Below are 14526 nucleotides of genomic sequence, written 5' to 3'. Positions count from 1 at the left end.
TGTTGTTCAGGGACTTCTGGATCTGACGCCTTCAGCGGCGCGGACTTTGCGACCGCTGAAGGCGTTTTCCCGCACGTCTTCCCATACGAGCGGAACGGGTTAACTCAACCGGTCTATGAACTCATCCAGTTCCTCCAGGTTGAAGCCGTCATAATCAATGTCCGCCGGGGTCAGCTCCGCTTCGGTTTTGCCGGCGGCGTGGCGGATGATGCGGCGCAGATCGTCCATCAGCGCTTCCGCGAACTTCACCAGATCGCCGGCGCTGAAACAGCCGGCGCAGCCGGTCAGACGCAACTGCAGGCAACCGTCCAGCACCAGCGCCACCACTTCCAGCGCCTGCAGGTTCAGCGCCTGCGGGTCCCGTGTTGGTCCGGCGTTTTCTTCCGCCAGCTGGAACAGGTCGCCGGTGAAAGTGCGGTCGAACTGGCCGAGATAGTTGAACGCCACCGCAGGCAAGGGCGCAAAGGCGATGGCGTCGTCGCTGTCGATATTCTTCTGGTCGCGCATGTAGCGGAGGATGCCGTAGCCCGCCCCCTGTTGCGGCGCGCTGCGCAAGGTCTCTTTCACCACCTTGATCTGGCGGTCGATCTCGTCTTCAGCGTTAATCGCGAAGGCGAGGGGGTACAGACTGGTGAACCAGCCCAGGGTGCGCGAGATATCGAGACCGGTGCCCAGGTCTTCGCGGCCATGTCCTTCCAGCAACAGGCTGGGCGCCGCCAGCTCTTGTCGCATCAGCGCCCGCAGGAGAGCGGTGATGAGCAGTTCGTCTCCCCGGGTGCGGTAGCCTTGATTGGCGTCGCGCAGCCATTGTTCGGTGGCGCCGCCGTCAAGATGGCTTTCCACGTAGTGGTAGGCCGCGTCACGGCGTTGCAGGCGCGCAGGCGTTGGCTGACTGGCGCGCAGGCTCTCCTGACGCCGCCAGTAATCCAGCTCTTTCTGGGAAAATACCGGCGCGCCGCTGTTGACGGCCTGCGCCCATTGCGCGAAATCCGTCACTGGCGTCAGGGTAATCTCCGATCCGTCGACGGCCTGTTCGTAGGCCTGGGTCAGGTCTTCCAGCAGCACGCGCCAGGACACCGCGTCCATGATCAGGTGATGGGCGGTCATAAACAGACGTTGCTCGCCGTCGCCCAGGCGATACAGCGCTGCTTTGAAGAGGCCGCCTTTGCGCAGGTTGAAGCGGGTCTGCAGGTCCGCCATATGGGCTTCCATTTGCGCCGTGAGGTCCGCGTTCGGGTCTGCTGTGGTATCTGTGGGGTCAGGCAAGGGATGCAGATCAACGACACTCAGTATGCTGTCAGGGTCCACTTCCACTCGCACCTGACGCAACTGGTCCGGCTCGCCCTGGAAGGCCAGTTGCAGCGCGCCGTGGCGGCGCAGCAGGGCGGCCAGACTGCGCTGCAGCGGCTCTATTTGCAGCGCCTGGGCCGGACGCAGCAATACCGCCTGATTGTAATGGTCGTGACGGCCTTCAAAGTGATTGAAGAACCAGCGCTGGATCGCCGTCAGCGGCGCTTCCGCCGGCGCGGCGTTGAGGGCGACGGTCTCTACGATGGCCTGCAGTTGCGGCGCCAGCTCGGCGATGCTGCGGTATTCGAAAATCTGTCTGACTTCCATGCGCCAGCCGATCTGGCGCAGACGCGCGGAGATCTGCAGCGCCTTGATGGAGTCGCCGCCGAGGGCGAAGTAGTCGTCCTGGGCGCTGATATCGGCGACATTCAGCACGCCGCCCCAGACCTCCGCCAACGCGGTTTCTCTGGCGCCCTCAGAGGCGCGGCGCGGGCGCTTCTCATGGTCAGGAGCGGTAGCTTCGCATTGCGGCAGGGCGCGACGGTCGATCTTGTTGCTGGCGGTGAGCGGCATCTGTTCCAGAAACGACCAGCGCGTCGGAATCATATAGTCCGGCACGCGATCCTGCAGAAAGCTGCGCAGCGCCTCCACCGCGGGCGCCTGCGCCTCTTCCCGCAGGGTGAGATAGGCCGCCAGTTCGTGGCGTCCCGGTTCGGTTTCCAGGGCGATCGCCGCGGCTTCCGCCAGCGCGGGATGCTGACGTAAGTGCGACTCAATTTCTCCCGGCTCCACCCGATGGCCGCGAATTTTGATCTGCTGATCCATGCGGCCGAGATATTGAATGGACCCGTCCGGAAGCCAGCGTCCACAGTCGCCGGTGGCGTACAGGCGGCGTTCGGAAATTTCGGGGTAATAGGAGAATTTTTCCCGGGTCAGGGCGGGTTGATTCAAATAGCCGCGGCCGACCGGGTCGCCGCCGATGAATATCTGGCCGGGGGCGCCCAGAGGAACCGGCTGACAGAACCTGTCCAGAATGAATGCCTGCGCGTTGGGCAGGGGCGTCCCGATGGGAACGATGGGAAAGTGATAGGGATTGTCCCGGGGAACCCGCAGCGCGGTCACGTCCACGGTGCACTCTGTAGGACCATAGACGTTGAACAGCGTGGCTCTGGGGTTTTGCTGATAAAACGACTGCGCCAGCTCCCGCGTCAGCGGCTCGCCGCCGGTAAGCAGGGCGTCCAGGCGCAAGCCGGGGGTCGCCGGCAATCTGTCCGCCGTCATGATCGACAGCAGGCTCGGCGTGCAGTCCGCCACCGCCACGTTGTGATCCAGAAAACACTGGGCCAGACGGGCGGGCTCCAGACGCTTCTCCGGCGACACGATCAGCAGTTTATGTCCCAGCAGCAGAGCGGCGAAGATCTGTTGCACCGAGGCGTCGAAAACGGGGTTGGCCAGCAGCGCCACGCACACCGGCTCCTGATAATTCTGATAAACCAGCTCCCGCAGCCCTTCCACCAGATTCAGCACATTGTGATGCTCCACCTGACTGCCTTTGGGGGCGCCGGTGGAGCCGGAGGTGTAGATGATGTACGCCAGTTGGCTGCGTTGTATGGCGAGTGGGCTGGTCGGCGCGGCCACGGGTTTGGTCAGGGCCTGCTCAATGCAGATCAGCTCGGCGGGATAAGGCGCCACGGTGGAGCGGGCGGGGTTCAGTGTGGCCTGGTCGACCACGATCAGGCTCAACTTGGCGTCGCGGATCTGATGGTGCAGGCGGGCGCGGGGGTGGGCGATGTCCATGGGCATATAGCCGGCGCCGCTTTTCAGGATGCCGAGGATGCCGATGATCAGATTGACGCTGGGTTGTACGCACAAACCCACCGGTTGGTCCGGCAACGCGCCCTGATGGCGCAGGCGCGCCGCCAGCGCGTCGCTGCGTTGGTCCAGCTCGGCGTAACTTAACTCGCCGTCGTCGGCGATGACGGCGGTCAACTGCGGATTGCGGACCGCCTGCTGACGAAAGCAACTGACGATGTCGTCTCCGAGAATGGGCTCCTCCACCGGGCGCGCCGCGGCGGGCGGCGAGCGCCAGTGTTCGTTGAAGGCGCGGAGCTGGCGCAGGTCTTCGGCGTCGATCATGGTCAGCTGATCCAGCTCGGCTTGCGGCGCCATGATCACGCTGTCCACCAGGGTGGCGAAGTACCGGGCCATGCGCTCGATGGTCCCTGACTCAAACAGGTCGAGGCTGTATTCAAACTCGCATTGCAGGGCCCCATCGGTCTCCGTGACCAGCAGCGACAGATCGAACTTGGCGCTGCCCCGGTTGATCGGCAGGGATTCAATCGTAAGGCGCGGCAGTCGCAGGCTCTCCATGGGCGCGCTTTGCAACAGGAACATGACCTGGGCGATGGGCTCGTAGCCGGGGCGGCGCTCCGGTTGCAATGCTTCCACCAGTTTATCGAAGGGCATTTCCTGATGTGCGAACGCGCCCAGGGTGGTTTCCCGCAACTGTTGCAGCAATTCGATGTAATTGGCGACCCGGCTGAGGTCGACCCGTAGCGCCAGGGTATTGACGAAGAAGCCCACCACGTTTTCCAGCTCGGGACGCTCCCGGTTGGCCACCTGGGTGCCCACCACCAGATCGCTGGCGCCGCTGTAGCGTTGCAGTAGTATGTTGAAAATCGCCAGCAGGGCCATGAACAGGCTGCACCCCTGTCGCTTGGCCAGGGCCTGCAGGGCGTCGCCCCGGTCCGCGGACAGGGTGATGAAATGGCTGGCGCCGCGATAGCTGCGTTGCCGGGGGCGCGGGTGATCATAGGGCAGATCAGGGGGCGGCGGCAGGTTCTGCAGGCGCGGCAGCCAGTATTCCCGCAGACGGGGCAGCTCTGCTGGCAAGAAGCTTTGCTGTTGCCAGCAGGCGTAATCCGGGTATTGGGTGGACAATGGCGGCAATTCGCCGGAACCGGCGTAAAGCGTCATCAGCTCACGAGTGAGAATGCCCTTGGACCAGCCGTCGGCGATGATGTGATGCAGGGTAAACAGCAGCACGTGGCGCTGCGGTCCCAGTTTCAACAGACGCGCCCGGGCCAGGGGCGCGCGTCCCAGATCGAAAGGGGCCAGGGCCTCCGTATCCGCGAGTCTGGCGGCGGCGCGCTCCGCCGCGCCGGGCTCCAGACTGCTCAGGTCCTCCTGGGTCATCGACAGGGTCGCCTGTTCGGCGATGTGCTGACGGGGCCCGTCCGGCCCTTCAATAAAGCTGACCCGCAGGGCTTCGTGGCGGTCCGCAATACGTTGCAGACAGCGACGCATCAGACTGACGTCGATGACGCCGTCCAGGCGCAACGCTTCGGGAATATTGTAGGCGGCGTCGCCAGGTATATCGTAGGCGGCATCGCCTACTGGGCCGGTCTGCGGCTCCGCCATGGCCATCACGAACCAGAGTCCCATCTGATTCAGAGTCAATGGCGCATTGTTGGCGTAAGCCGGGGCGCGCGGCGGAATGCCCCGGCGCGGAGCCACCGCCTGCAATCGCGGCGGCGCAGGCTGCCTGGGCAGCAGGGGCAGAATGGTCTCCTTCATGGTCTTGAGACGGGCGACCAGCTCCGGCGTCATGGCGTTTTTCGGAGCCCGGTAGCGCAGTTGCCCGTTATCATTCCAAAGCTGCACGCCGCTTTGTTCGACTTCCCGCAGAAAGGCGTACACTTCCATCACAGCACCCCTTCATCCATTTCTTCCGACAGGTCCGTGTCCACGGCTTCCGGACAGGCGCGCTGCAGCCATTCAGCGAAGGCGGCCACGCTGGGGTAGTCGAACAGGGCCTGCATGCTGATATCGGGCGAGAACCGGCTTTTCAGCCGCGACGCCATCTTGATGGCGATGAGGCTGTCGCCGCCCAGATCATGGAAATTGTCGTGTCGTCCCACCAGATTGACTCCCAGCACCTCGCGCCAGATGGCGGCGATGTCCCGTTCCAGCTCGGTGGCGGGCGCATCGGCGCCGGCTTGCTCGTCCTGAGCCGCGTTGCTGAGTCGGCTCTGCTCGACGATGCGCTGCAGGTTGACGTTGCGGGAGTCCTGCAACAGAACGTCGATATGGCGGCGGGACATCAGCACCTGACTGAGGCCGCGTTGGGACAGCATGCGCAGGAAGGCGTCGGCGCCGGTGGCGGGGTCCATGCCGCCCTCCGGGTCCTGGCCGGTTTTCTGGCGATACAGCGCTTCATAGGCGCAGGCCATGCCCACATGCCGCCAGCGTTCCCAGTTGATGGACAAGGCCGCTACGCCCTGGCTGCGGAGTTGATGGGCGAAGGCGTCCACGCAGGAGTTGGAGGCGCAGTATTCGGCGTCGCCGACCCCGGGAGCCACGGCGCTGGTGGAGGAGGACAGCGCTACAAAATCCAGCTCTTTGACCGCCAAGGTCGCCAGCAGATTGCGCACGCCGTGAGCCTTGGCGGCGAACTCGCCCGCGCCGGGATCAGGTTGTTTGAGCTGAATGGGGCCGCGGTTTTCGGAGGCCGCGCAATGAATCAGACCGTTGATGGGGCCGAAGCGTTGTTGCGCCTGCGCCAGTTGTTCCTGTAGCGCCGCCAGGTCGGCAATGTCCGTCTGCAAGGTCATCACCTGGGCGCCGAGGCTGCGCAGTCGGCGCAGTTTTGCGCTGCGGTCGCGGGCGCTCCGTTCCGCGTCGGGGCTGACCAGGGCGAACGGCTCCGCCACGTCGGCGTCGCCAGCGGCGGCCAGTATCAGGCCGCAGTCGACTTCTTCCGGCCGCATATCTGCGCCGGGGAAAGCGCGCACGTTCTGATAGCCCAGCTCTTCCAGCAACGCACGCCACTGCGGCAGGGACAGGAGCGGACAGTTCTCCCGCAGGCCGTCGGCGAAATACCACCATCCCGCCGCCAGCCCATAGGCCATGTTGGTCCAGCGCTCAGTGTGGGTGGACTCCAGCAGGCACAGCAGGCCTCCGGGGGCCAGCAGACGTTGGGTCTGGCGCATGGTGGCGGGCAGGTCCGCCGTGGCGTGCACCGCGTCCAGTTCTATCACCAGATCGAAACTGTGCGGGTCCAGCCCCTGTTTCTCCGGCGGCAGCGAGGCGTCGAATTTGGCGAAACGCATTTTGCCCGCCAGATCGGGATCTTGCTGAAAGCGTTCTTCCGCCGCCATCACGAAGCTGCGGCCGATATCGGTGAACCAGTACTCCACGTTCGCTTCACGCAGCGCGGGGGCGATCCAGTCGGTAAGGATGCCGGCCCCGGCGCCGATCTCCAGAATTCGCAAGGGTTTGGCGTCAGGCTGCGACGCTCGGGCCTGATGCAGTTCCCGCAGCAGGCGTTGCAGTAACAGGCCGTACAGACGGTGATGCGTATGCTCCACGGTTTCCGCCGCCGCTTTCTGCAGCTTGTCCCCCTGACCGGAGGGATACAGCACGCTGATGGCGTCGATTTCGCCGGTGAGCGCGGGGCGATAGTGGCTGATGCAGTGATCCAGAAACGCCAGCATGGGTGCGAAGCCCGGATGTCGCTGACTGACTTCCTCGCGCAGGGCGGCGGTGTCAGGCAGTTGCTGCAGCGCGGGCAGGCGGCGCAATTGCTCGCTGTCCAGTTGCAGCAACCCGTCTTCAGCCAGAATGGCGAACATCCAGCGGAAGAACTTGTCGAAGCGGGCGTCCAGACCGCAGACCTGGATGAATTCGTCCACGCTGACGACGTCTGTCTCGCCCAGATGGTCCCGCCACAGGGCGGCGATAAACTGGCCCAGATAGGCGGAGCACAGGCCGTGCAGATCGCTGCGCAGGCCCGGATGGGCGTCGACAGTCTGAATCCCCAGTTCGTCCTTCAGCTCGCTTTCCATGGCGGCGATGCGCTTGGGCTCAGGCAACTGCTTGATGAGGCCGCCCTGGTTGGCGTCGGCGTCTTCGCTCCAGGCGGGAGCGGGCTGACGACCGGCCAGAATCAGCTTGGCGCGGCATTGTTGCGCAACGCATTCCGCCAGTTGCAGGCCGATGCCGCCCAATCCGCCGGTGATCAGGTACACGCCGTCATCACGCAAGGGTAATTGCTGTGGGTCGCTGACCGCCGCGGTGGGCGTGGGCGTGAATTCGCAGACCCAGCGGTGATGGCGGGGCGGTTGCGTCAGATCCAGGCCGCGCAACGCCAGCAAGGGTTCATCGCTGGGGCGCTGGGCGAGATCGATCAGGTCGCGACAGAGCGCGTCCTGCTGGGTTTGTGATTGCGGCGGGATAACGTCAATGCACAGGCTGCGCAGGTCGGTGTATTCCAAGGGCGCGACCTTGATCGGCCCCATGACCGCCGCCAGCTCCGGCGTAATGGTTTCATCTCCGAGCACCGTTTGCGCCGTGGCGGTGACGGCGCACAGCATGGGCATAGGCGCAGTCAGGTTATCGAACTGCTGGATCAGCCGGATCAGACTGCTGTACCCCAGATTCAGCAGTTTCTCGCTGCGTTGCTGTTCGTTGGTGGCGTTTGTGGTGTTTGTGGTGTTTGTGGCGTCGATGTGGGGCGCGTAGGCCCAGGCGTGCAACACGACATCCGGGATCTGGTTGTCCGCCTGCAATTGCGCGAACAGAACCTGGAAATCTTCTTCCTTAGCGGGATCTATATGGAGTGCGTTCGCCGGGTGTGAATCTTGAGGCGCATAGGTTGAGCGCACCTGAGTCATACTGTCGCCGCGACGCTCAATTTCCGCCCGCAAGCCTTGGGCGAGCGAGGCGTCGTCCACCAACACCAGCCAGTGACGGGGCTTGGCGTCTGTATCTGACTTGTCTGTATCTGGCATAGCAGGAGACGGCTGACCTGAGAGGTCGGCGGTCATGGGCAGACGCCGCCATGACGGCGCATAGAACCAGTCCTGTAACGGCGGCTCCGCCTGATGGATACGGGCGCTCGGCGCGGCCGTCTGACCGCTGGGAGGATCTATCCAATGGCGCTGCCGGGCGAAGGAGTAGCCCGGCAAGTGCAGACGCTGGTAGCGACGGCGGGTCTCCGGCGCGGCGGCATTGATGACGTCGGCGTAATAGGCGCGCCAATCCAGGTCGCAGCCGCGACGCCAGAGTTCCCCCAGCGTTTCCAGCAGCAGTCGCTCTGGATGCTCGCGACGGGACGCCGCCGGAATCAACGATAAAGCGTCGTGACGCCAGCCCTGTTGATGAGCCAGGGCGGTGAGCGCGCGTCCCGCGCCCACTTCCACGCACACATCCACGCCTTCCCGCCGCAATGTCTGCAGGCCGGCGGAGAAGCGCACCGGCTCCAGCATATGGCGCACCCAGTAGTCCGGGTCCGTCGCCTGTTCCGGGCGCAGCAGGTCGCCGGTCAGGTTGCTGACAATGGGAATCTGCGGCGCCTGCAGGCGCATACCGCGCAAGAGCTCGCGCAAGGGGGCCGCCACCGGCTCCATGGCCGGAGAGTGGAAGGCGCCGCTGGTGTTGAGACGCTGGCAGGTGACGCCCTCGGCGATCAGGCGCGCCTGTAGCTGTTCGATCGCCGCCGGCGGGCCGGACAGGGTGCAGCATTCCGGGCTGTTGACCGCCGCCAGAGACAGACGCTCGCCCTGGCCTTTGTCGCCGGCGTGGGCGCGCAGATAGGGAATGACGCCCTCTTCGCCAAGGGAGACCACCAGCATGGCGCCGGCGGCGGTGTCCTGCATCAAACGACCGCGTTCGCTGAGCAGGCGCAGGGCGTCAGGCAGAGTAAACACCCCGGCGAGACAGGCGGCGACATATTCGCCCAGACTGTGACCCAGTAACGCATTGGGTTGCAGGCCCCAGCTTTGCAGCAGACGCGCCAGGGAATACTCCAGCGCGAAGTTCAGCGGTTGCGCCAGAGCGGTAGGCGTCAGGGCGCGGTCTTTTTCCTTGTCGTCGCAAAGCAGCGAGCGGATATCCCGGTTCAGCAACGGCCGCAGCAGGTCCGCGCATTGATCCAGATCCCGGCGAAAAGACGCGTAGCGACGATACAGGGAGCCGGCCATCCCCGCATATTGAGAACCCTGGCCGGTGAGCAGAAACGCCAGTTGGTGGATAGGGCGCTCTTCCTGATTTCCACCTTCGTGCTCTTTTTGACCTCCGCTTGCGCGGAATAGCGTCGCCTCCCCGTCGCTGACTGCATAGGCGCGTCGTTCCAGGCGTCGACGGCCGCAGGCCAGCGTGAAAGCGACGTCTGGCAGCGCCTGCGGCGGCAGGTTTCGCAGATGGCCGCTCAATTGTTCCTGTGCGCTTTTCAGCGCGGTTTCCGTGCGGGCCGAGAGCAGCAGCAGTTGCGGCAGGGCCGCCTCCGAATCCTGAAGGGCATTGGCGTCCGGGGCCTGCTCCAGCACCACATGGGAGTTGGTGCCGCCGACGCCGAATGAGCTGACGCCGGCGCGCCGGGGTAAATCGGCGGGCCAGTCGATGGCGTCGGCGTTGACGAAAAACGGGCTGTTCTCCAGATCCAGCTTTGGATTGGGGCGCTGGAAATGGCGGGTGGAGGGAATCTTGCCGTGCTTGATCGCCAGGGCGGCCTTGATCAAACCGGCCATGCCGGCGGCGGTGTCCAGATGGCCGAAATTGGTTTTCACCGATCCCAGGGCGCAGAAGCCTTTGCGCGCGGTGGTCAGCCGGAAGGCTTTGGTCAGCGCCGCCACTTCGATGGGGTCGCCCAGAGGCGTCCCGGTGCCGTGGGCCTCCACGTAGCTGATGGTGTCCGCAGAGATGTCCGCCAGGGCCTGCGCCTCCGCGATCACCGCCGCTTCGCCGTCCACGCTGGGCGCGGTGTAACCGATTTTATCGGCGCCGTCATTGTTAATGGCGCTGCCGCGAATCACCGCATAGATATCATCGCCGTCTTCCAGGGCGTCCTCCAGTCGGCGCAACAACACCACGCCCACGCCGCTGCCGCCCACCACGCCCTGGGCGTCGGCGTCAAAGGCGCGGCATTGGCCGTCGGGGGAGGGAATGCCGCCTTCCTGATACAGATAGCCTTCTTCCTGAGGCACGCGCAGGGTGGAGGCGCCGGCCAGGGCCATATCGCACTGGCAGGACAGCAGACTCTGGCAGGCAAGATGCACCGCCACCAGGGAGGTGGAGCAGGCGGTGTTGACGTTGAAGCTGGGGCCTTTCAGGTCCATTTTGTAGCTGACCCGGGTGGCGGCGAAGTCCTTGTCGTTGCCGATCAGCAGTTGATAATCCATGTCCGGCCCGGTGTATTGCGGGTGCGGAATGATATTGCGCAGGATATAGGTGGGCATGCCCACGCCGGCGAAGACGCCGATGCGGTTTTCCTCGCCCTGACCGGTGTGGCCGGCGTCTTCCAGCGCGCGCCAGCAACTTTCCAGAAACAGCCGATGCTGCGGGTCCATCATTTCCGCTTCCCGGGGCGTATAACCGAAGAAAGCGGCGTCGAACTTGTCGTAATCGTTGACCACGCCTTTGATGGGAACGTAGTCCGGGTGGTCGATCAACGCGGCGGGAATTCCCGCCTGCAGCAGTTGTTCACGGGTGAAGCGGGTGGTGGAGATCACGCCGTCGAGCAGGTTGCGCCAGAACCCCTCGATGTCGTCCGCGCCGGGAAAGCGGCACGCCATGCCGACAATGGCGATAGCGTCCGCTGGGATGTCTTGGGATAGGGTGTCCTTCATGGTTGTATTCTTTTTCTTCCGTTTATTGTTCTTGCATTTACTTGATTGGCAGCGATTGACTCACAGCGCGGGCGTCGGCCTGTCGGCGGCGCGCCTGTCGTTGCCGGTCCACGCGCTGGGCGACGCTGTCCCGCAATGCGGCGCGTTCGTTCTCCTCACCGCCGCCTTCTTGGTCCGCCAGATGGGCGGCGAGCTGGGCGATGGTGGGATAATTGAACAAGGCGGTCAGCGGCGTCCGGAACTCCAGGCGCAGCAGGCGTTCATAAACTCGCGTCAGCAGCAGGGAATAGCCGCCGATATCGAAAAAGTTGTCGTAGATACTGATGCGTTCCTGCCCAAGAACTTCGCGCCAGATCGCGGCGATTTCCTGTTCAAGACGATTGCGGGGCGCCTGGAACACGGCGGAGGAAACCCGGCTGGGCGTGGCCTGGGGCAGACGTTTGCGGTCGATCTTGCCGTTGCTGTTGAGGGGCAGCTCCGACAGGATCATATAGCTGGTGGGCGCCATGTACTCCGGCAGCTTGCTGCGGGCCAGCATGCGCAGTTCCTCGAACAGGCTGGCTGGATCGTCCGGCGCGCGGCGCGGCACCAGGAACGCGGCCAGATATTCGCCGCCGTCCTCCGCGTACTGCTTGCACACCACCGCCTGACTCACCAGCGCATGCTCGGTGAGCAGCGATTCGATTTCTCCCGGCTCGATGCGGAACCCGCGCAGTTTGATCTGGAAGTCGCTGCGTCCCAGATAATCGATAGCGCCGTCTGCGCGGCGTCTCACCAGATCGCCGGTTTTGTAGACGCGACCGCGGCACAGCGGATGCGTCATATTGACGAAGCGCTCCGCATTAAGCTCCGGCCGACCCAGATAACCCCGGGTAACGCCGGCGCCGCCGATGCACAGCTCACCGGCGACTCCCGCCGGCGCTGGCTCGCCAAAGGAGTCGATGACGTACAGTTGATAGTTGGCCAGGGGCGCGCCGATAGGCAGCGTCGCCAGCTCTGCGTCCGCGCCGGTGACCCGATGAATGGAGGACCACACGGTGGCTTCCGTCGGGCCGTAAAAATTCCATACCGGCAGGCCGAATTTTAATATCGGCGAAACCAAGCGGCCGGGAAACGCTTCGCCGCCGCAGCAGAAAGCGCGTAATTGATAGGGAAATGCGTCGTCCTCCCGGGTCGCCGCCAGCAGTTTCTCCATATTGCTCGGAGTCAGGTTCAGCACAGTGGCGTTCTCCCTGCGCAGCAGCCGGGCCAGAGCGTGGGGGTTATGACGCTCTTCCTCAGTGGTCACCAGCAGGGTGCCGCCATATAAAAGACAGCCCCAGATCTCCCACACGGAAAAGTCGAAAGCGTAGGAATGGAATAGCGTCCATACGTCGTCCGCTGAAAATTCCACGATGGGTTGCAGCGCCGCCAGCATGTTGAGCACGTTACGGTGCTCGATAGGCGTGGCTTTGGGTGCGCCAGTGGAGCCGGAGGTGAAAATGGCGTAGGCGAGATGATCCGGCCGCGCCGGGTTGCTCGGCGTTGGTATGCCGCAACGGCAGGGCTGGCGGCTCAACGCGTCGTCTGTATGCAGGTGGCGCAGGGGATCGCTGCACTCGGGATCATTGCGCAACAGGCGGTCCAGGCGCACCAGGGTGCAGCCCTCAGGCAGATCCAGCGCCAGATCCGAGTGGGTGACCACCAGCGCCGCGCCAGCGCTGGCGAGCATATGGGCGATGCGGTCGCGGGGGTTGGCCGGATCAATAGGCAGATAGGCGGCGCCGGATTTCAGCACGCCCGCCAGCGCCGCGATCATGTCGACGCTGCGTCCCAGGTAGACCGCCACCAGCGTGTCCGGGGCGACGCCAAGATGTTGCAACTGCAACGCCAGCAGGGTGGCGCGCCGGTCCAGCTCCAGATAGCTGATGCGCTGGTCGCCGCAGACCACGGCGGTTTTATGAGGATGAGCCAGCGTCGCTTCCCGCAACAGGTCGGTCATGCGGCGGTCGCTGGGCAGCGCTTTTGCCGTCGCGGCGGCGTCGTTCCATTGCTGGGTTTCCGCCGCGCTTAACATGGGCAGACGCAGCGGCGGCGTATTCAGGCCTCTCGGCAGCTCCGCCAGCAGTTTGCGATAGTGTCCGATCATGCGGCGGATCGTGGCGGTCTCGAACAGGCTGCTGTTGTAGACGAACTGACCTTGCAGCTCGCCATCCACCTCCCACAGATGCACTTCCAGGTCCACGCTGACGTTGCGGCGTTTCAGCGCCAGGGGCTCGATCAGCAGGCCGCGCAGGCTCAGCTCCGGGTGCGGCGTATGCCGTGGCGAGTTCTGCAGGGCGAAGATCACCTGCACCAGCGGATTATGGGAGAGATCCCGCTCCGGCCGCAGCGCTTCCACCAGTTTTTCAAAGGGAAGCTCCTGACGCTCCATGGCGCCCGCGCAGAAATCCCGCACCTGATCCAGGTATTCAGAAGTGGTGGCGCAAGCGCCGGGACGCAGCCGCAGGGGCAGGGTGTTGGCGAAATAGCCGAGCAGTCCTTCTACTTCGCGGCGATTGCGATTGGCCACCGGGGAGCCGATCAGCAGATCGTCCTGACCGCTGTGACGGGCCGTCAGCACGCCAAAGGCCGCCAGCGTGGCCATGTACAGCGTCAGGTTGTGACGGCGGCACAGGTCTTTAAGCGGTTGCAGCAAGGTGGCGGGAATCGTGAAATGCTCCACGTCGCCATGAAAGTTCTGCACCGGCGGGCGCGGATAATCCAGAGGCAGCTCCAGACGCAACGGCGCGCCCAGCAGCCGCGGCAGCCACCAGTCCAGTTCCGGCGGGCTGGCGTCGCGGGCGTAGCGTCGTTGTTGCCACGCCGCGTAATCGCCGTATTGAATGGGAAGCGCCGGCAACGCGGGCGGCCGGTTCTGGGATATGGCGTTATACAGGGCGGAGATTTCCTCCACCATGACGCCGATGGACCAGCCGTCGGTGACGATATGATGCAGGGTGATGAGCAGCACATGGTCCTGCGCGCTTTTACGCAGCAGCTGCATGCGCAGTATCGGCCCCAGCTTCAGATTAAAGGGTTCGAACGCCGCTGACGCCGCCAGCTCCTGGATGCGTCGATCCTGTTCCGCCGCGGGCAGGGCGGACAGATCCAGCTCCGCCAGCTCCACGCAGGGCAGCGGCTCCACAAACACCGCTTCGCTGTCCGGGTAGCGCGTGCGCAGCACTTCGTGGCGCACCATGAGGGCGCGCAGACTCTTGCGCAGCGCATCCACATCCAGCGGACCCTGCAAGCGCATGGCGGTGGGCATGTTATAGCCGTGACCGCCGCCCTCAAGCTGGTCGAGGAACCACAGGCGCTGTTGTCCGAATGACAGAGGCGGCGGTTGCTCGCGCCCGGCGGGCGCTACTGTGTCGCCTTCGGCGCGGCTCTGTCGTTGCAAAAAGCGGATCACTTCGTCCTTGCGGGACTTCAGTTCGTCAATCAGTCCGGCGACGACTGGATCTTGCAGCAGTTCGGCGGGCGCGTTCAGTTTCAACGCGCCCTGATCCAGTCGCAAGCGCACATCGCTTGCCGCCAGTTGGGCGAGAAAATTATGAATGCCTGACTCCATAGTCACCCAACACTCCCT

General features: G+C 64.3%; 3 protein-coding genes. All 3 read right to left on the bottom strand.

Annotation, left to right across the window (positions count from 1 at the left end; all coding sequences use genetic code 11):
- Positions 1-99 precede the first annotated feature (99 nt).
- Genes KP814_RS21655 through KP814_RS21645 form a run of 3 tightly spaced genes read right to left on the bottom strand, consistent with a single transcriptional unit; the run spans position 100 to position 14508 of the window.
- Positions 100-4995, bottom strand: a complete 4896-nt coding sequence (locus KP814_RS21655) for a non-ribosomal peptide synthetase (RefSeq protein WP_216738727.1) — start codon at positions 4993-4995, stop codon at positions 100-102.
- On the bottom strand, positions 4995-10916 hold the full coding sequence (locus KP814_RS21650; RefSeq protein WP_216738726.1) for a type I polyketide synthase: 5922 nt from the start codon (positions 10914-10916) through the stop codon (positions 4995-4997). Before KP814_RS21650 ends, KP814_RS21655 begins: the two co-directional genes overlap by 1 nt.
- 37 nt (positions 10917-10953) lie before the next feature.
- Complete coding sequence (locus KP814_RS21645; protein WP_253938549.1) at positions 10954-14508, bottom strand: amino acid adenylation domain-containing protein; 3555 nt, start codon at positions 14506-14508, stop codon at positions 10954-10956.
- Between the last annotated feature and the right edge of the window lie 18 nt (positions 14509-14526).

This window comes from Hahella sp. HN01 (assembly GCF_018986435.1).
Classification (GTDB): Bacteria; Pseudomonadota; Gammaproteobacteria; order Pseudomonadales; family Oleiphilaceae; genus Hahella.
Note: the sequence above shows the minus strand (reverse complement) of the source record. Positions and strands in the feature narration are given on the sequence as shown.